The sequence below is a fragment of the Desulfospira joergensenii DSM 10085 genome, assembly GCF_000420085.1.
In the GTDB taxonomy this organism is placed as follows: Bacteria; Desulfobacterota; Desulfobacteria; order Desulfobacterales; family Desulfobacteraceae; genus Desulfospira; species Desulfospira joergensenii.
Map to the genome: position 1 here is coordinate 2,279,040 of NZ_ATUG01000002.1, position 19,541 is coordinate 2,298,580.

Below are 19,541 nucleotides of genomic sequence, written 5' to 3' on the forward strand. Positions count from 1 at the left end.
AATGACATATCCGGAGGAGGCGAGCACTTCTGGCTATAGTCCGCACATTTTCTCAAATTTTCAAAGTGAATGATTTTTGCGTTCGTTTTGACTGTCCCAGGCAAGCACTACCGGTATTGTTGAATGCTTTTTCAAGAATTGTCCATCTACCACATATTGTGTCGGTATCGAAAAACCAGGTTGAAGTAAGTCACCTAAACACCTTCAGCCTATTTACCTGAAAATCTTAGGTGTCATCCTTGATTTTTCAGGCTTTCGAGAATGGCTTGGCAGGCCAGATCTGTCCCGCCCCGGCGGGAGCCAATATAAGCCGCAGCCTTTTGTCTGAGGCTTCCCCGGTCCGGTGGATTTTCCAGCAAGGAGACCATGGCCTGGGCCGCTTCATGCCAGTTTCTCTTTTTGCATACGATGTTCCGGTCAAAGAGGGATTGGCCCACCCAGGAAAAATCGTCCCAGAAGGGTCCGGTCACTGTGGGGGCTCCCTGGATCACCGGTTCAAGAAAATTCTGCCCTCCCAGGGGCTTGAGGCTGCCGCCCACAAATACGGCGGATGCAAGGGGAAAGGCTGCCCGCATCTCTCCGAACCGGTCCCAGAGGATGATATTGGGCTTTTTCAAAGGGGTTCCGGGTAGGTTTTCCAGTTCAGACCTCAGGATAAAGTCAAACCGAAGGGTTTTCAGATGTTTTTTCCAGGCCTTGATCCTGTGCATGTGCCTGGGGAAGACCCCAATGACCTGGTCCGGGTACCGGTTCAATAGATGGCGGATCATCCGGATGCCCTGTTTTTCCTCCTGCCGCCTCAGGGAGGCCAGGATGGAAAATCTTGCACCCCCGGGGAGAAAGGCGGCCAGTTTGTCTTTTAGATCTGACCGGGTCCGGTGGTCATCCTGCACCTCCATGGAGTCAAATTTGATATTGGGCATGGTGGAGAGTTTTGACACCGGGAAAATGGTCCCGTATCGAAGGGCGTCCGGATCTGAAATGGCCAGGACGCGGTCCGGGGCAAGGGCTGACCATAAAAATTTGGTGAGCCGATAATGGCGAAAACTTTTTTTGGACATCCTGGCATTGAGGATAAGGGTCTGGATTCGGTTTTTTTTCAGGCGATAAAACAGGGCCGGCCAGATTTCGGTCTCCAAAAGGACCATCACCCTGGGGGAGATCTGGTCAATGACCTCTTCCACAATATCGGGAAGGTCAAAGGGAAAATAGGATGTCCGGATAAGAAGGGTTCCGGCCGGGGCTCCCAGGGCCGAATCCCGGGAAAGACCTTTTTCAAGGATCTCCATGCCCTGGGCCGTGGTGGTGGTGACCAGGATCCGGGTCTTTGTTCCGGGGCGGAATCCTTTTAAAATGGAAAGGGCAAGAAAGGCTTCCCCGGCCGAGGCCGCCTGTATCCAGATGTCGGACTTTGGAAAGGCAGCCGGGTTCAGCCGCTGATTAAATGTGGGACTCAGCCGTCGGTTCCTTCGTAAAAAAGGAAGGACTGCCCGCCACATGATATTGTAAAACCTGAAAAAATTGGGTATAAAGGCACACTTTGTCATGGGGGAGTATGCTCTCATGTTTTACCAATATTGACAATAGACTATCCAAAATATAAAATTTTATGAAAATGCAAAAAAAAGTCCTGTCCAAATCCAGGCAGAAAAAGATCCTCGAACTGGTTTCCGGGTACTGGAGAAGGCTGGCCCTGGCCGCTCTGTTCATGATTCTTGTTGCCGGGGCCAACGGGGCCATGGCCATGCTGGTCAAGCCGGTGATGGATGATATCTTCATTGCCCGGAACCGGGAAATGCTCCTGCTTATTCCCGGGCTGGCGGTTCTGGTGTTTCTGCTCAAGGGCATCGGTTCCTTCGGGTCTGAATACCTGATGAACTATATCGGGGAAAAGATCATCCGGTATTTCCGGGAAGCACTCTATGAAAAGATCACTGAGATGCCCATTGCCTTTATCCACCGGGAAAAAACAGGGGCCCTCATGTCCAGAATCACCAATGACGTGAACATCGTCAAGGGCATGGTTTCCACGGCGGTGATCAACGTGTTCAAGGATTTTTTCTCGGTAATCGCTTTTTTATGCGTGATCTTTTACCGGGACTGGCAGCTGGCCTGCGGTGCCTTTCTTGTCCTGCCCCTGGCATTTTATCCCATCCTGATCTTCGGCCGCAGGGTGAGACGGTTCTCCACGGGAACCCAGGAGACCATGGCCGATCTCAACTCCTTTCTCCACGAGACATTCACCGGGGCCAAGATTATCAAAATCTTCTGCCTGGAACCCTTTGAGATCACCCGGTTCAAGGAAAAAACCCGGCTCCTCTTCCGCCTGGAGATGAAAAAGATGGTTGCCCGGGCCCTGTCTTCCCCGGTCATGGAATTTTTAGGGGGATTGGGCATTGCATTCATCATCTGGTTCGGTGGATTGCGGGTGATCAACGGCACCTCCACACCGGGCATTTTTTTCTCTTTTTTAACCGCAGTCATGATGCTCTACGATCCGGTTAAGAAATTGTCCGGGCTCAACAATACTATCCAGGAAGGAGCCGCCGCCGCCACCCGGATATTCGACATCCTGGAGCAGGAACAGACCATTGAGGAAAAAGAGGATCCCACATTGCTTGAGGGAAAGGCCTTTGACGTGGAGTTTGATCATGTCTCCTTTTCCTACGGCCCCGGCGAAGAAGACGCCTTAAAAGAGATCAACCTCAAGATCGCCCCGGGAGAAGTTCTGGCCCTGGTGGGCATGAGCGGGGGAGGAAAGACCAGCCTGGTCAATCTGGTGCCCAGGCTGTACGACGTTACCCGGGGCCAGGTTAAGATCGGGGGAATTGATGTCCGGGACCTGTCCGTGGCTTCCCTGAGAAAGCATATCTCCATCGTAACCCAGGAGCCCATTCTCTTTAACGAGAGCGTCAGGGACAATATCCGTTACGGCCGCATGGATGCCACGGACCGGGAGATCGAGGATGCGGCCCGGGCCGCCTATGCCCATGATTTCATCCAGGGCTTTCCCAAGGGATTTGATACCATTATCGGGGAACTGGGCTCCAGGCTCTCCGGAGGAGAAAAACAGCGGATCTGTATTGCCAGGGCTCTGATCAAGGATGCGCCTATCCTGATCCTGGACGAGGCCACTTCCGCACTGGATTCCGAGGCAGAGCGGGTGGTTCAGAAGGCCATGGAAAACCTGATGAAGGGCAGGACCTCTTTTGTCATTGCCCATCGGCTTTCCACCATTGACTATGCCTCCAGGATCATCCTGCTCAAGGGCGGCCAGATCGTCGAGCAGGGCAGCCATGAAGATCTCATGGACAAAAAAGGAGAGTATTACAAACTCCAGATCATGCAAAAGAACACGGTGGAACCGGACCCAACCCGGGAAGAATAATAAAACCTGGCCGAAGGTCCAAAGCCCAGGGCTTCAACCTTCGCCTTTAGACATTTAGCTTAAAATCGGAGAAAATATGGGCGTTTCAAAAGAACTGCTGGAAATTCTGGTCTGCCCCAAATGCAAGGGCGAGATCGAGCTTACCCCAAAAGAGGACGGACTGATCTGCAAAGCCTGCAGCCTGGTCTATGAGATCCGGGATGATATTCCCATCATGCTGGTGGAGGAAGCCCTTCCCTACAAGGGGAATTCCGAGTAAGAATGAGCATCCCCAAACCCCCGGACCCGGCCAAACTGGTGATTTCCGTTTTCATGAAGGATAAGGCCGTTCTGGAAACCCTGTTTGAAAGGCTTGAACAGATCGGCGGGCCCGTGGACATGATCTCAAAGTGGCTGGATTTTGATTTTACGGACTACTATTACCGGGAGATGGGCTTTCCCCTTTTCCGCCGGGTGATCGCCTTTAAGGAGCTGATCGGCCAGGACGACCTGTCCCGGATCAAGCTTTCCACCAATGAGCTGGAAAAGGAAAATGAATCCGGGGGAAGGAGACAGGTGAATATTGATCCGGGATATCTGCTCTCTTCCAGGTTCATCCTGGCCACGGGCAAGGATTATTCCCACAGGATCTATATCGGGGATCAGATCTATGGGGACCTGACCCTGATGTACACGGGCCAGGGATTTAAACCGCTGGAATGGACCTATCCGGATTATCGTTCAAAGCAAGTTACGGATTTTCTTGAAAAAATCAGGAATAAATATATTCTGGACCTAAAGGGAAGAAAAAACAAATGATAAAAAGCATGACCGCCTTTGCAAAGGCCAGCGAATCCTCCGGGCATATCACGGCAGATGCCACCATCCGGTCCTATAATTCAAGGTTTCTGGATTTTGCCCTGCACCTGCCTGAAATCTGTCAGCCCTTTGAAGAGGAGATCAAGAAGATCATATCCGGGCTTCACCAGAGGGGCCGGATTGAAGTCCGGATCAATATTGAGGATGACTCCACAGAGCCGGATCTTTATCAGGCCGACATGGTCCGGGCAGAATCCTATTTCAGGGTTTTGACCCAGATCAGGGAGCATCTTCAACTGGAATCCGGTCCCACCCTGGACCAGGTATTGTCTGCCAGAAATTTGATCCAGCCGGCCAAAAAGGAGATTGATGCGGCACTTCTGTGGGAGGCCGTGTCCGGTGCGGTTGAGTCGGCTTCCGCAGATCTGGACCGGATGAGGTGCAGGGAAGGGGAGAACCTTTACAAGGACCTGGCCGGCCGCATGGATTTTATTGAAAAAAGCCTGGCCGGGGTTGAGACCCTTGCAAAGGAGATTCCCAAAATTTACAGGAAAAGACTCATGGAAAGGCTGGACCGGATTACCGCAGATATAAATTCCAGGGATTCCGTTCAGATCGATCCGGTTCGCCTGGCCCAGGAAGCCGCCATCCTGGCCGATAAAAGCGATGTCTCTGAAGAGATCGTCCGACTCCACAGTCACATCAAGCAGTTCAGGGAGGTCATGGACTCCGGAGATTCCCAGGGCAGAAAACTCAATTTTTTAATTCAGGAATTCAACCGGGAATTCAACACCATCGGTTCCAAGGCCGGCCATGCCGATCTTTCCCACAGGGTGGTGGATCTTAAATCAGAGCTTGAAAAGATCCGGGAGCAGGTTCAGAATATTGAATGATAAGGGTTCGGGAAACGATGTTTGGACGAAGGCTTGCCCATATGCAAGGCGCAAGGGATTTTTAGACCGGAGCGTACTATAGTACGTGAGGATCTGAAAATCCTGCAGCAACGCCGGTTATGGGAGAGATTTCGTTCAAACCTAACAAATAGGAATAAATGATATGGAACAGGTCCTACTGAACATCGGTTTTGGCAATACAGTCGTGGCAGAGAGGGTTGTGGCCATCCTTTCTCCCAATTCATCCCCCATGAAGCGTCTCAAGGACGAGGCAAAGGAGGAGCGCAGCCTCATCGATGTCACCCACGGCAGAAAAACCCGGGCCATTATTCTCACGGATTCCAATCACGTGATTTTGTCCGCCATCCAGGCTGAAACCGTGTCATCCCGGTTTGAAGCCCTGATGAAAGATGAGAAAGAAGAAAAATAAGCGGTCCCGGCCCTGGAAACAAAAGATAAGATCAGACAGGAAAACAAATGAAGGATAAAGGGAAACTCTTTGTGGTATCCGCCCCTTCCGGAGCGGGAAAAACCACCCTGGTCCGGGAGGTGCTCCGCCGCTTTCCCGATCTCTCCTATTCCGTATCCCATACCACAAGAGATCCCAGATCCGGGGAGGTCCATGGGAAGGATTATTTTTTTGTGACCCACCAGGCATTCACAGACCTGGTTGAACAGGGTCTAATGCTGGAATGGGCCCAGGTTCACGGCAATTGTTACGGAACCTCAAAATCCTTTGTGGAAGAGAGTCTTGAAAAAGGCCTGAGCCTGATCCTGGACATCGATGTCCAGGGAGCCCGCCAGATCATGGATTCAGATCTCAAGCCGGTCTCCGTTTTTATCATGGCGCCTTCCATGGAGGTCCTAAGGCAGAGGCTTGAAAGCCGGGGAACCGATTCCAGGGAGGTCATCGACCTGCGGTTGAAAAATGCAGACCAGGAGATCCGGCAGAAAAATATATACGACCATGTGATCGTCAATGACCGCCTTGACCGGGCAATTGATGAGATCTGCGCCCTCTTTGCCTCTGAAATCGGGGGAGCCTCAAGAATCCCCATGGAAAATAAAGGATAGGACCTGTTAAGATGCCGAAAAAATCCAGGGAAATATTGTTCGGGTTTCACTCCGTGGCCGAGGCCCTTAGGGCGGAGCGAAGGGAATTTGAGGCCGTCTATATCTCGGACCGGCGGTCAGCCGGCCGGGCTGATAAGATAACGGCCCTGGCCGGGAAGCGGGGAGTGAAGGTCGAGGAGTGTGATTCCAAGCGTCTGGATAAACTGACCCGGGGCGGAGTCCACCAGGGCATCGCCGCTAAAACCTCTGTTTTTCCCGTCCGGAACGGCCTGGATATCCTCCCTGAAATCCGGGAAAGAAAATCTCCCTGTTTTATCCTTGTCCTGGAGAGTATCGAGGATCCCCATAATTTAGGCGCCCTGATCCGGACCGCCCTGTGTGCCGGTGTGGACCATATTCTGATCCCCAGGAACCGGTCCGCCGTTCCCTCCCCCACGGTTTCCCGGACCTCGGCCGGGGCCATGGAACATACTGAAATTTACATGATGACCAATACCTCCTCTGTCCTGAGGGGGCTCAAGGAGCAAGGGGTATGGATCTCCGGCCTGGATGCCCGGGGAACCAGCTCTTTGTACGAATCGGATCTCACCGGCAGTATTGCCCTGATCGTGGGCGGGGAACACAAGGGGATCCGGCCCGGGGTTCAAAAGGAGTGTGATTTTCTTTTGTCCATCCCCATCTCCGGCGGCGTAAGCTCCCTGAACGCATCCGTGGCAGGGGGGGTCGCCATGTACGAGGCCCGGCGACAGAGGCTTTAGCCCGGATATTTCATGAAATATCCGGGTTGGCTGTAAAGGACATGGAGACGCTCCCCGGCCTTTTTGCCTTGGGTGATCCAGAAAAGGAGGCACAATGCTTCCGGTTTTTAAAAAGTCTTTTGTCAGGAGCGTAAGCAGGCGCTTCCAGCCGGTGTCGGATCTTGTTCAAACTCTCCTGTTTCCCCCAAGATGCCTGAAATGCGGAACCTATATGGATTCCGGAACAGCAGATCCATCCGCTTTTTCAGCTTATTTCTGCAAGTCCTGCCTGGGTTCCGGGCCCCGGCCCTTTGAACCTCCTTTCTGCCCCTGGTGCGGCCATGTTTTTGACCAGGGGGAAAACCATCTCTGTGAAGCCTGTCTGAAAAAAAATCCCAGGTTCAGGAGAATTTCCAGGGTCAGGGCATCTCTGGTATACAGCGGTGTGGTGAAAGAGGCGGTCCCCCTGTTCAAATACCAATCCAGACTCTCCCTGGCCCGACCCTTTGAACGCGTGTTGTTTAGAGCCTTTGAAACCTATTTCATGGAACCGGAACCCGATCTGGTCCTGCCGGTTCCCCTCCATGTGAGAAGGCTGAGGCAGAGGGGGTTCAACCAGGCCTATTTCCTGGTCAGGCACTTTCCGGATCTCTATTTCAGAAAATTTCACAGAAACCCTTCCTGGCAGGTGGATATTGCCAGCCTGAAGCGGGTGGTTCATACCCGGCCCCAGACCGGGCTGGATGAAAAATCGAGAAGGAAAAATCTAAGAAATGCCTTTCAGGTTTCCCCAAAAGCCCAAAGTCGGATCAAAAAGGCCCGGGTCCTTTTGATTGACGATGTGTTTACTACAGGATCAACCTGTAGAGAGGCTGCCAGGGTTCTGTTCCGGCACGGGGCAGACCGGGTGGATGTCCTGGTTCTTGCCCGGGCCTGAAATTTATCTCTCCTGGCCCATTGTCCCCATGTTTAGGGGAGTTCCTCATTAAAATGTAGGGTAAACCCCCATATAAATCATTCCGGCAGTCCTGTATGTTTCGTTGAAAAGGCCCGAAGCGGCTGAACAATTCTGTCTTCTTTGTTTTTTATTTCCTGGGGGTAGGACCTGATTGACCAGGAGGAAAAATGAAAAAGTTTGTATTGGTGATATCTGTATTGTTCGTGTTCATGGGATCTGTTCTTGCGGAAAACAAGGTGATACTGGGTACCTGAGAGCGGGCCCCCTATTTTGCAAACAGCCTGACGAACCAAGGACCTTTCGCACCGCCGGTCATGGGGCTTGCCTGAACGGCCAGGGACGAATATAATGGATGAATTTCACAAGGACAACAGGATGATCAAAGAAAGCAAAACAGCCCTCAGTGACCGGATCATCAGCAGGACCATCGAGTTCGGGGCCTGCATGGCGGGCATTGCAAATGTTGAAGAATTAAAGGAGTCGCCTTCCCATACCATATCCGGGAAACAGACCGAATTTTCCGGTGTGGGCACCAAGGAGGTGGACGGCAAGAAAAAAGGCAAGGTTATCTGGCCCGAACATGCCAATTCCGCCGTGGTCATCGCGGTGGAACATCCCCGGTATGCCCCGGACATGGACTGGTGGCTCAAGGGATTGAAAGGCGGCACCAGGGGAAATGCAAAGCTCATGTCCGTGTTTGCCAAACTGGCCAAGTGGGTTGAGGCGGAAACCGGGATCAAGTGCATCAAGATACCCTATCACATTGAGCACGGCGGGGTGTTTATGAAGGACACGGCTGTGCTGGCCGGGCTGGGCTGCATCGGGAAAAGCAATATTCTGGTCACCCCGGAATACGGCCCCCGGGTCCGCCTGAGGGTGATGCTGCTGGACCTGGACCTGCCTTCCACCGGGATGACGGATTTTGATCCGTGTAAAGACTGCGAGGAATACTGCCGCAGGGCCTGTCCCCAGAAAGCCTTTGAAAAACAGATATATTCCAAAGAGACCTTTGGGCAGCAGAAATTACCGGGCAGGACAGGGGTATACAGTCGATTCACCTGCAACCTGGAAATGGAAAAGAACTTGGATGCAGGCAGGGAAGTGGTCATTGAGGGCACGGATAAAACAGGGAAGCAGGTCAAGTTCTGCAGAAGGTGTGAAATGGCCTGCCCGGTTGGAAGATAAGGGGCTGGCCAGTTCGAAACTCAGGACCGGTCAGGGATGCGGATCAGCTGAACCAGACAGAGGGAGACAAGGCTTAGGCCGGCCCCGGCCAGAAAGGGAATCCTATAGTCCTTCATCCACAGCAGTCCGCCGATCACCGGCAGGAGTACGGCGGCGATATGGTTGATGGTAAAGCCCACAGCCGCGCTGGGGGCGATATCCCCGGGACTGGCGATCTTCTGAAAATTGGTCTTGATGCCCATACTGAAGCTGAAAAAGATGTGATCCAGGACATAGAGAACTCCCACCAGAAACCTGGACTCCACAAAGGCATAGGCAATAAATATCAGGATAAGGGTAAAGTACTCCAGGGATAAAAGCCTTCTTTCCCCGTATCTGAGGATGAATTTCCCCACCAGGGGACTGATCCCAAAGTTGATCAGGTTGTTGAGCAGGAAGAGCAGGGTGATTTCCTGGATCGAGAAATCAAATTTTTGAACCAGAAGGAAAACGGCAAAGGCGACAAAGATCTGACGCCTGGCCCCGGCCATGAAGGTCAGAAAATAAAAGAGCCAGTACTTTGTTTTGAGCACCATCTCTTTTTTTTGAGGGTGGAGTTTCTTTTTTATCGGATTTTGGGTCAGGGCCCAGATCCCGCAGCCGCAGATCAGACTGCCGAACAGGATGTACAGGGTCTGATAGGAAAAAAACGGGGCAATGGCAAAGATGAGGATTCCCACCAGGATATTGGCCAGGGCCGCGTATCTCTGCTGGGCTGCAAACACCAGGGGGGATGTGAGCCTGTCAAAGTACTGGAGGGTCAGGGACTGGTTGGTGGTCTCATAGTAGTGGAACCCGAAGCTCATGACCAGGGTGGTGAAGAGGAGGCCCTGGAAACTGGGCAGAAGTCCGGTCAAAAAGACCCCGCCTCCCAGGATGACGATGGAAAAGGCGGACAGTCTGTGTTCCTTGATGATAATGATCACATAGGTGACCAGAAGGGCCAGGAATCCGGGAATTTCCCGGACGGACTGGAGGATTCCGATATGGTGGCCGTCCAGGCCTGCCACGTGTACGGCAAAGTTGTCAAAAAGGGTCCGCCAGCACTGGAGTCCGCCCGTGGAGCAGATGGTCAGGACGATAAGGTACCTGAACATGAGCTCTTTTCTGTAATCAGGCACCGGAACCGGTCCGCTTCCGGGGGCAGTCAATGCTTCCCCGGTAGCTTTTGTGTCGGTCATGGGCTAGTGGATCTTTTCTATGATGGCGTCCACAACCTTTTCGGCGGTCTCCCCGAAAAGGGTCTCCACCTCAATCAGGTTGAGGAACTTGTCATCCCATTGAATGTTCCGGCTCTCCAGAACCCAGTCTTTGAGACGGGTGTATTTTCCGCCGAGGGCCTTCATCTTCTTCAGAAGAGAGACTTCCCGGGAAGACTTAAAGGCCACGTTCAGGGAGAGAATAAACTCGATGATATTGGGCGTTTCCGGGGATGAGGACATGATCGGGATCACCAGGATGTTTTTCCGGTCCTTGCGTCCCTTACCGATATAGACATTGCCTTCCCTGACAATGATGTTCTTGGTCCCCTTGAGGCTGTGATCGGTTTCCACCCTGGAGGTTTCGTTTTCCAAGGCACCGGTCTTTCTGACCACCCGGATCTGGGTCTCCTGGGTTACCTCTCCCAGCAGGCTCAGGCCCGAGATCCGGTAGAGCAGTCCGCCCTTGACCCGGGAAATCACCTCCTGGAGATTTTTAATGACCAGGACGTTTTTATGGGTGATCTGGGAGACCTGGATCTCGTTGGCGGCCAGTTCGTCAAACAGGGGCCCCTCAAATGTTTCCGCGATCCTGCTGGTGCCCACGGTCACTGTCTTGGCCTGGTGTTTGATGGCATCCACAGGCCGGGCCATGGTGTTGACGGCCAGGGCCATGCTTTTGAAAAAGGCGTCCAGCATATTGGAGGGCGTGCCCTTGGTCTGGAAGTCGATTTCAAAATCTGAAACCGGAAGCCGTCCGGACAGGTATTTGAGCAGCAGGGTGATATTGGTGGCGTTGTCCAGTCCCATGGCCGCCGGGAACCCGTTCTGCCTTCTTCTCTTGGAAAATTGATTGTAAAACTGGGCCACTTTTTCCCGGAAGGATTTTTCAAGGAGTACCTCATAGGCGTCATGCCCCTTGTCCGTGTATTCCTCCAGGATTTCCTGAACCTGGGTTTTTCCCTGGTACATGAACTGGGAGCCGTCGTTGATGGCCAGGGCCGCGTAATACCCCCAGATATGTCCCACCAGGGTATTGAGGACAGGGGCAAAGTGCTCCTTGATTTCCGGGATTTTAAACACATCCTCTGCATAAAGGTCAAACCGGTCCTCCCCCTGGTTGGTGATCACCACGGGGGTGGCCTTGTGGGCGTGGAAAATGGCCGTGTCCTTGATGATGTCGCCCAGGACACTCTCCCTTGTACCGGCGGCACAGACGATGATCAGGGGCTCAGAAGAGAGGTCGATATGTTTTTTGTCCTCCACGTAATCCGAGGAAATGGTCTTGTAACAGAGTTCGGAGAGTTTGATCCGGATTTCGTCGGCAGAGGTCTTGTTGGCGCCTGACCCGACGGTGGCCCAGTAGTTCTTGGTCACGGCCAGGCGGCTGGCAGAGGCCTTTATCTGATCTTTCATTTCCAGGATGGCCCGCATCCTGTCGGGAATGGCCTGGATCTCCCGGATCTCTTCGGTGATGAATTCCCCGGACCTTGCGCCAATGATTTTGGCAAAGTGGAGGCCCAGGACGGCCCCGGCCGCAATCTGGGAATAAAAGGCCTTGGTGGATGCCACGGACATCTCAATATCCCGGCCCGAGCTGGTGTAAAGAACCCCGTCCACCTTAAAGGTCAGGTCGGAATCCCTGCGGTTGACAATGGCCATGGTCCTGGCTCCGCAGCCCCGGATCATGTCAACGGTCCGGTTGGTGTCCGTGGTGGTGCCGGACTGGCTGATGGCCACCACCAGGGTATTGGCCATGGATCCGCATTGGTTGTCCGAGTCAAAGATGCAGAACCCGGAAAGTTCCGAGGATTTCTGGGCCCGGATTTCAATGTCCAGGCCTTCCAGGTAAAAACCCAGGAGGTCGGCACATCCCTGGGCGGCAATGCCGGCGGTTCCCTGGCCGATAAAATAGATTTTTTTGATTTTGCCGGACCTAAGATCTTCTTCAATGAACTCGGGAACCACGGATCTGTCCAGCCGGGTTTCAAAGAGATGACCCTCCCCGATAAGTCTGAACTTGTTTTCCAGGGTTTTTTCAACGGAAAAGGGAGACTCGGAGATCTCTTTTAGGAAGTAGTGGGGAAAATCCTGGCGGTCAATATCCCTGGAGGTGATCTGGCTGGTCAGAAGATGGTCTCTGCTGATCTCAATGGGGTCTCCGTTATAGTAAAAGGAGCGGATCCCTTCCACCCCGCCCGGGGAGTGCTGGTCCAACACCACGATCTGTCCCTTGTCCTCCCCGTTGAGCTTGATGTAATCCTGGGTTTCCTCCACAATTCCGTAAAGTTCGGATGCGGCAATATAGTGGTCCGGTGCAATGCCCACGAAGATGGCCTGGCCGCTTCCCTTCTGGGCAAGAAAAAGCTTGCCCGGCGCCAGATCAGAATGCATGGAAATGGCGTGGGAACCGCTGAAATCGTTTACGGCAAGCCTGAAAGCCTCCTCTATCCCGGCTCCGCCCTTGAGATGGGTCTCAATCTGGAGGGGAATCAGTTTGGTGTCGGTGTTGATGTCCCCGTGGATCTTGTCGTAGTGGGCTTCATATTCGGTTTTCAACTCCAGGTAGTTGTCGATGTCCCCGTTGAGGCAGACATGGATGATGCCCGAGGTTTCAATTTCCCGGTCCGTGGGGGTATTGTCCACGGGATGGCAGTTGGCCTCGGTGATGTCTCCCACGGAAGCCCAGCGGGTATGGGCGGATATGGATGAGGATTCAAATTTGTATTGGCTTAAAATCTGGAGAACGAGATCGTTTCGGATCTGGCTCCTGAGAAAGGCCACATTGTCCCCCAGGGCACCGATTTCAGCTGCAAACTTAAAGGCAAAGGAGATACTTACCAGGTGGATGCCGGGTTCCGGATAGGTGTCGGATATGGTCAGGCTGTTGTTGGACAGCACCTGGTGATTGGTCCTGTCCTTGATCCGGTCGGACAGACCGGCCTTGATCAGGCCGGTCCTGAAATTTTCAAACTCCTCCTTGGTCAGACTGAATACGGCGGAGATCCCGGCTGAATCCCTGCCCCGGACCTCCAGCCTGTCAATGCTGTTCAGCACGGCGTTGAGCCGTTTGAATACAAAAAGGCCTTCGGGACTGCCGTCCTGACCGGCGGCATTATATAGTTTCCGGATGGCTTTGATATTGTCCAGGACCTCTTTTTCAAGGCACCAGAGGGTATCGGCCAGTTTTTCCAGGCGAAGGGAGATGATCTCCACATCGGCGGACTCCAGTTTGGATTCAAGATTTTTAAATGTGGATCTCTGTTGGTCCAGGATTCCGGAGATCCAGAGGATGATTTCGGAGAGCGCCTTGATCTTGTCCGGGTTAAAAAATATCTCCTGGAACACGGCTTCCTTTTTCAGGTCCTGGGCGGTTTTAAACAAATGGTCCAGGATATGTTCTTCCCCCCCGAAAAATTGTTCCTTTACACAGAAATCCCCCAGGGTTTCAGGGAGGAGACCCTTTTCAAGTCCGTGGATCTGCTTTGAAAATCCGTCCAGATCAAATCCAGGGTCCTGAACTCCATCCTTAAAGGCCACAAAGGCACAGATTCCGCAGGAAAGCACATTGGCCTGGAAGGGAAAGAGGATCAGGCTGTTTTCATCTGCCTGATCCAGGGATTTTCCGACCTGGATTTTCATTGAAAGCATCTGTTTGATTTTGTTAGCCAGCGTTCTTGTCTGAAATGCCATATTTCCTCCCATGTCTTTGGGATCAGCTTTCCCTGTGGTTGGTGTCTGTACTCTTGGTATGCAATGCCGCTTTTTCTTGGCCGCTGTTCTTAAAATATTGTCTTAAAATCATCTTCCCGTAGCTGCTGGCCCGGGTGCCGATATATTTACGATGGCCCACGACAATGGAAACGGCAAGGGATCTGCCCCCGGTCTTTGGTTTCCCAAATCCAGTAAACCAGTCGTATTTGACCGTATGCTCCTTATTGTACAAGGATCCTGTCTTTCCACCGATGACCAGTTTAGACAGAATACGATCCCTGGAAATTCCCCTGAAGGCTTTTCGGGCGGTTCCCCTGGAAATGGTTTTTTCCATGAGAGAGATCATCTTTTCGGCACTGGCCGGCGCCATGCTGGTTTTATAGACTTCTTTTTTATGTTTGTAAATGACTTCTCCATCAAGGTTTTTTACCTGATCCACAATGGCCGGCATCAGGGATTTCCCTGAGTTGAGCACTGCGGTGACCATCATGGCTCCGAAAATGGGAGAGATCTTGGTGTCGGTGTTGAATCCGCAGCCCAGTTCTGCCAGGTAATAATCGTTTTCCCGGAGACGGAACCGGCCCGATTCAAAATTGAGTTCGGAAACAGGGGTTTCATTGAATCCAAAGGCATGGGCATAGGCATTGAGTCTTTCCCTTCCCAGTACGTTTTTGCCCAGTTTGCCGAATACCGGGTTCACGGATTCGGCAAAGGCCTCGGCAAGGGTGGTTTTCACCGTGTATCTGTTCCGGGTTTCCTTTAACTGGCGTTTGTAAAGGGTATATTTGTTTCCGTTGAAATGGACCGGTGTCTGGGGGGTGTATCCCAGGGAGTCCATGGCTGCGGTGGCGGTAACGATTTTGAATATGGAGGCGGCGGGAAAGTCAGAGCTGAGGCAGGGGTTTGCCTTGGGATCGTCCAGATCAAATCCGGCCATGGCAATGATACCTCCGTCCCGGGCGTCCATGGCCACCATGGCGATGCGCTGGGGCTTTCCCCGGGTCAGGGTCTTGAGCCGGTCCAGGGAATCGACCAGAAATTCCTGGAGATCCGGGTCCAGACTCGCCTTGATTTGTAACTTCTCGGCTCCTGCGCCGGCAGTGAAAATATCTTTTTTTGCATTGAGAAAATGGATATCTCCGATGAGCCGGCGGAGCTGCTGTTTGGATAAGACATCTTTCCGGGGCATGGGTTTTTCAACGGAATGGGCGGGTTCCCGGGGGGAGTCAAACCGGTCTGCCGGCCAGTAAAAGACCAGAGCCCCCAGGCCGAGGACCAGGAAAGCGGCAAGGGACAAAAACAGGGGCAGGGCCTTTACAAACATGAGCTTCTTCTTTTTTTTTAAAAGAAACTCAGCCTGATGCCTCTGCCAGGAATTTTCTTTTTTAAAGGTGTACAAATCAAACTCTCAAGGAAACCGAAGGGTTATTCTGCGTAAAGGATTCTATCTTTTTATTTTACCGGGCATCCGTCAGGGGCTTTTTTGTCCGGTCCCGTGAGGATGAGTTCCTTTTTGCTCCCAGCGGCCAGGACCATTCCCTGGGAAACCTGACCCATGAGTTTGGCCTCCTTGAGATTGGCCACCACAAGAACCTGTTTCCCCACAATGGTTTCCGGGGTATAATTTTTCGCGATGCCTGCGATGATCTGACGGGTTTCCGCGCCCAGGTCCACCAAAAGTTTGAGCAGTTTTTCGGATTTCTCCACGGGTTCCGCCTGGATTACCGTTCCGGTTCTCAGGTCGATTTTGGAAAAATCTTCAATGGTAATCTCATCCTTTAAGGCCGGTTTAAAGGGCTTTGCTGTCTTTTTTTCTTTTTTGTCCGGTTTGATCTCTATCCTGGGGAAGAGGATGGAAGGCTTTGAGAAACCAAGGCCGGTTTTTATCTGACCCCAGTCCATGATTTGGTCAAGGGGATAAAATCCCGGATCCGGAGGTTCAAGCCCCAGTGTCTCCTGCATTTTGGACGAGGTTTCCGGCATGACCGGATATATCAGGCATGAGACCACCCGTAAGCCCTCCATGAGGTTGTAGAGAACCGTTTCAAGCATGGGGCGCCGGGTTTCATCCTTGGCCAGGGCCCAGGGTTCCCGGGTGTCGATATACTTGTTCATCAGTCCGATAAAGGTCCATACGGCTGCCGTGCCGTTGTGGAACTCGCAATTGGCCATGGCCTGTCTGAAAGCTTCAATGGCGGTTCGGGCAGGGGATTCAAGGGAGAGGTCCGGATCCCGGGGTGTTAGATTTTCTTTTGAGAAACCTTGCTTGCAGTACCGGTTGGTCATGGTCAACACCCTTGAAAAGAGATTGCCCAGGTCATTGGCCAGATCGGAGTTGATCCTTGTTACGATAACGTCTTCGGTAAAATTGGCATCCTTGCCAAATACCATTTCCCGCATGAGAAAATACCGGAACGGGTCCACACCGAATTCCCGGGTAACCTCAAGGGGATCGGTCACGTTTCCGATGCTCTTGGACATTTTGCTGCCCCTGACGTTCCAGAATCCATGGACATTGAGCCCGTCGTAGATGTCAATGCCCGCGGCTTTGAGCATGATGGGCCAGTAGATGCCGTGGGGCTTGATAATATCCTTGGCCACAAAATGGCGGGCCGTGGGCCAGAATTTTTTGAATAAGTCGGAGTCGGGATAGCCCAGGGCTGAAATATAGTTGACCAGGGCGTCAAACCAGACATAGGTGACATAATCTTCATCAAAGGGCAGGGTGATTCCCCAGGTAAGCCGGGTTTTGGGGCGGGAGATGCACAGGTCTTCCAGGGGTTCCTTTAAAAAAGAGAGTATTTCTTTTTTATATTGTTCCGGGCGGATGAAATCGGGATGGGTCTGGATATGGTCGATGAGCCAGTCCTGGTATTTGCTCATCCTGAAAAAATAATTGGATTCCCGGATAACTTCGGGCTCGGTTCCGTGATCCGGGCATTTGCCGTCAACCAATTCCCGTTCCTGGTAAAACCGCTCGCATCCGAAGCAGTAGAGGCCTTCATAACTGGAAAAGTATATATCCCCGCTGTCATGGATTTTGGACAGCACCTGTTCAACCACCCGGATATGATCCGGATTCGTGGTCCGGATGAACTGGTCGTTGGAGATATTGAGAACCGGCCAGAGATCCTGGAAAAGTTTGCTTATTTTATCCACGTACTCCTTGGGGCTGGTGTCCTGTTTTTCTGCGGCCTGGACAATCTTGTCCCCGTGTTCATCGGTCCCGGTCAAAAAATAGGTGTCCCGGGAATCCATCTGCATGAACCGGGTGGCCACATCCGCGGCTATGGTGGTGTAGGCATGGCCCAGATGGGGTTTGGCATTTACGTAATATATAGGGGTTGTGAAAAACCGAGGTTTCTTTTTCATTTTTCTTGTTTACCTTGTTCTGTCTTTATTTAGGGGTGGGGATAATCTTCAGTTCACTGACTTTTTTTTCAAGCTCTGTCCGGTCTTCCATGAGCAGGGTGATGCTCTCTTTTAATACGTTCTGCCGGACCACTTTTCCCTGTCCCTCTTCAATGGTGATGGTCTTGCCCAGCTTGGGCATTTTTTTCTTCAGCTGCTTATAGGTCTGGTTCTCAAAGGTCAGGCAGCACATGAGGCGGCCGCACACCCCGGATATCTTCGTGGGATTCAAGGAGAGTCTCTGCTCCTTTGCCATTTTAATGGAAACCGGTTCAAACCCGGACATGAAAGAGGAGCAGCAGATCTCCCTGCCGCATTTGCCGATTCCCCCGCAGTGTTTGGAGAGATTTCGTATTCCCACCTGTCTCATCTCAATGCGGATGCTGTACTCTTTGACCAGCAGCTTGATCAGTTCCCTGAAGTCGATTCTGCCGTCCGCCGTATAGAAAAAGGTCAGTTTGTTCCGGTCAAAGGTGCACTCCACGCTGAACAGGTTCATCAAAAGGCCCAGGTCGTTGATGCAGTCAAGACAGAACCCCTGGGCTCTTTTTTCCAATTGTTTGAGTTCTTCCCGTCGGATGAAGTCCTCTTTGGTGGCGATCCTCACGATCTGTTTGAGTTTTTTCCCCTTGGAGTCGGTTTCTGCGGGCGGTTTGGCAACGATTCCGAATCCCAGCCCCTGTTCCGTTTCCACAATGACATGATCCCCGGGGTTCAAAACAAAGGCATCGCTTTTAAAATCATAGATTTTGCCGGCCCTTTTAAATTTCACACCTGCCACTTTGGTCATAATGACTTCCTATGGTAAGGATATTTTTATGAAAAAACGGTCTAGAGCCAGACGAATGGAGGCATTTGACCCCAGCCGCCGCTCTGTTTCATAAAAATGATCCATAAATTCAATGATACGCTTGCACCCGAGTATCTGACTAATATCTTTTAAAGCATCGAAAAAATCAAGGTTAACTATTTTTTCAGGGTCGGTTTTGAAAACGCAGAGATCCCTGAAAAAGGATCTCATGATGGACAGCCAGTCGGAAATATGCTCGGTTTCCCGGCCCAGTTGTTCCGATATGAAAAGGGCATGACCCAATGGGTTGGGGGCCCGGATCAGTTCGGGGATCTGATTCAGGAGCCAGGATCTCCTGCTTTTCCAGTCCATCTTCTTTGTTTTGTCTTTTTTAGACCCTGGTTTTTCCCCGGGATCTTCCAGGTTAAGGAGGCGCAGGGCCTTTTGAATATCGGATCCGGCCGTGCCCGAAGCAATTTTGGCTGTCCCGGGATCCACGCCCCAGGAATTGACAAGATATCGGGCGATTTCCCTGGATCCGGGGGACCTGAACCGGATTTGACGGCACCGGGACACAATGGTGGGGATCAGTCCGGGCAGTCCCAATGCGGTCAGGATGAAAAAGGTTTTTTGGGGCGGTTCTTCAAGCGCCTTGAGAAGGGCGTTCTGGGCCTGGATATTCATCTTCCCGGCATCTGATATCAGAACCATGCGCCAGTCAGCTTCATTGGGCCTGGCAGAGAGTACCCCCTCCATTTCCCGGATCTGGGAAATGGAGATGTCTTTTTTTTTTTCAAGAAGATGGATGTGGATCATGTCCGGGTGCATCCGGGCATGGATTTTTCTGCAGGACCGGCAGTTCAGGCAGGGACTGCCGTCGCTCCCTTCCCTGCAATTGGCTGCCTGGGCAAACCCGAATGCGGCTCTCTCTTTTCCTGTTCCGCTGGAGCCGGTGAAAAGAAAGGCATTGGGGATCTTCCGGGTCTGAATGATATGGGTTAATTCAGATGCTGCAGGAGTATGTGGATCAAAAACCGGCATCATCATTCTGGATGGGAAGGACAGATTTTAATAGTCCACCCGTTCTTTTAACTCCTTGCCGCATTTGAAAAAAGGAAGCCGCTTGGGAGGTATCAATACTTTCTGGCCGGTTTTGGGGTTCCGTCCGGTATAGCTCTTGTACTCCTTGATGTGGAAGCTGCAGAATCCTCTTATCTCAACTCTTTCCCCTTTTACAAAGGCCTCGGAAAGGGAATCAAAGAAAATTTTTATGACCTCGGCAGCCTCGGCCTTGGTAAGATTAGATCTTTCTTTCAGTGTGGAAATTAGTTCAAGTTTATTCATAACCCCTCTGT

Annotated in this window: 17 protein-coding genes; 9 read left to right on the forward strand and 8 right to left on the reverse strand. The window is 52.1% G+C overall.

Annotated elements, in window-relative coordinates; all coding sequences use genetic code 11:
• Nucleotides 1-233 precede the first annotated feature (233 nt).
• Nucleotides 234-1,547 (reverse strand): 3-deoxy-D-manno-octulosonic acid transferase, encoded by a 1,314-nt coding sequence (locus F608_RS0123435; protein ID WP_022668165.1) that lies wholly within the window; start codon nucleotides 1,545-1,547, stop codon nucleotides 234-236.
• Nucleotides 1,548-1,615: 68 nt separating this feature from the next.
• Between F608_RS0123435 and F608_RS0123440 the strand changes: the two genes are divergently transcribed.
• The 9 genes from F608_RS0123440 to F608_RS0123490 all read left to right on the forward strand — a co-directional run bounded on the left by F608_RS0123440 (nucleotide 1,616) and on the right by F608_RS0123490 (nucleotide 9,033).
• On the forward strand, nucleotides 1,616-3,388 hold the full coding sequence (locus tag F608_RS0123440) for an ABC transporter transmembrane domain-containing protein (protein ID WP_022668166.1): 1,773 nt from the start codon (nucleotides 1,616-1,618) through the stop codon (nucleotides 3,386-3,388).
• A gap of 76 nt (nucleotides 3,389-3,464) precedes the next feature.
• Nucleotides 3,465-3,647, forward strand: a complete 183-nt coding sequence (locus F608_RS0123445; protein ID WP_022668167.1) for a Trm112 family protein — start codon at nucleotides 3,465-3,467, stop codon at nucleotides 3,645-3,647.
• Nucleotides 3,648-3,649: 2 nt separating this feature from the next.
• Nucleotides 3,650-4,186: a DUF4416 family protein gene (locus F608_RS0123450; RefSeq protein ID WP_022668168.1), complete on the forward strand. Its 537-nt coding sequence runs from the start codon at nucleotides 3,650-3,652 to the stop codon at nucleotides 4,184-4,186.
• Nucleotides 4,183-5,079, forward strand: coding sequence for a YicC/YloC family endoribonuclease (locus F608_RS0123455; protein WP_022668169.1), 897 nt, complete (start codon nucleotides 4,183-4,185; stop codon nucleotides 5,077-5,079). Before F608_RS0123450 ends, F608_RS0123455 begins: the two co-directional genes overlap by 4 nt.
• 163 nt (nucleotides 5,080-5,242) lie before the next feature.
• Entirely contained in the window at nucleotides 5,243-5,509 is a 267-nt protein-coding gene (locus F608_RS0123460; RefSeq protein ID WP_022668170.1) for a DUF370 domain-containing protein, read from the forward strand.
• A 47-nt stretch (nucleotides 5,510-5,556) separates the two neighbouring features.
• Complete coding sequence (gene gmk / locus F608_RS0123465) at nucleotides 5,557-6,153, forward strand: guanylate kinase (protein WP_022668171.1); 597 nt, start codon at nucleotides 5,557-5,559, stop codon at nucleotides 6,151-6,153.
• A gap of 11 nt (nucleotides 6,154-6,164) precedes the next feature.
• Nucleotides 6,165-6,911, forward strand: a complete 747-nt coding sequence (rlmB, locus tag F608_RS0123470) for a 23S rRNA (guanosine(2251)-2'-O)-methyltransferase RlmB (RefSeq protein WP_022668172.1) — start codon at nucleotides 6,165-6,167, stop codon at nucleotides 6,909-6,911.
• Nucleotides 6,912-7,005: 94 nt separating this feature from the next.
• Entirely contained in the window at nucleotides 7,006-7,827 is an 822-nt protein-coding gene (locus F608_RS0123480; RefSeq protein ID WP_022668174.1) for a ComF family protein, read from the forward strand.
• 369 nt (nucleotides 7,828-8,196) lie between these two features.
• Entirely contained in the window at nucleotides 8,197-9,033 is an 837-nt protein-coding gene (locus tag F608_RS0123490; RefSeq protein WP_022668175.1) for an epoxyqueuosine reductase, read from the forward strand.
• 20 nt (nucleotides 9,034-9,053) lie between these two features.
• Here F608_RS0123490 and F608_RS0123495 read toward each other — a convergent pair whose 3' ends face one another.
• The 7 genes from F608_RS0123495 to F608_RS0123525 all read right to left on the reverse strand — a co-directional run bounded on the left by F608_RS0123495 (nucleotide 9,054) and on the right by F608_RS0123525 (nucleotide 19,530).
• A complete protein-coding gene (locus F608_RS0123495) occupies nucleotides 9,054-10,253 on the reverse strand; it encodes an MFS transporter (RefSeq protein WP_022668176.1) in 1,200 nt (399 codons plus the stop codon).
• A gap of 3 nt (nucleotides 10,254-10,256) precedes the next feature.
• Nucleotides 10,257-13,964 (reverse strand): SIS domain-containing protein, encoded by a 3,708-nt coding sequence (locus tag F608_RS0123500; RefSeq protein WP_027363060.1) that lies wholly within the window; start codon nucleotides 13,962-13,964, stop codon nucleotides 10,257-10,259.
• A gap of 22 nt (nucleotides 13,965-13,986) precedes the next feature.
• Nucleotides 13,987-15,309 carry a penicillin-binding transpeptidase domain-containing protein gene (locus F608_RS33130; protein ID WP_084681270.1) on the reverse strand — a complete coding sequence of 441 codons (1,323 nt, stop codon included), beginning with the start codon at nucleotides 15,307-15,309 and terminating at the stop codon, nucleotides 13,987-13,989.
• 128 nt (nucleotides 15,310-15,437) lie between these two features.
• The gene (metG, locus tag F608_RS0123510) at nucleotides 15,438-17,357 is read right to left on the reverse strand and encodes a methionine--tRNA ligase (protein ID WP_022668179.1); all 1,920 of its coding nucleotides are present in this window, start codon (nucleotides 17,355-17,357) and stop codon (nucleotides 15,438-15,440) included.
• 25 nt (nucleotides 17,358-17,382) lie between these two features.
• Nucleotides 17,383-18,186, reverse strand: a complete 804-nt coding sequence (locus F608_RS0123515) for a PSP1 domain-containing protein (protein ID WP_022668180.1) — start codon at nucleotides 18,184-18,186, stop codon at nucleotides 17,383-17,385.
• A 9-nt stretch (nucleotides 18,187-18,195) separates the two neighbouring features.
• Nucleotides 18,196-19,227 carry a DNA polymerase III subunit gene (locus tag F608_RS0123520; RefSeq protein WP_027363061.1) on the reverse strand — a complete coding sequence of 344 codons (1,032 nt, stop codon included), beginning with the start codon at nucleotides 19,225-19,227 and terminating at the stop codon, nucleotides 18,196-18,198.
• 27 nt (nucleotides 19,228-19,254) lie between these two features.
• Nucleotides 19,255-19,530, reverse strand: a complete 276-nt coding sequence (locus F608_RS0123525; protein ID WP_022668182.1) for an HU family DNA-binding protein — start codon at nucleotides 19,528-19,530, stop codon at nucleotides 19,255-19,257.
• Between the last annotated feature and the right edge of the window lie 11 nt (nucleotides 19,531-19,541).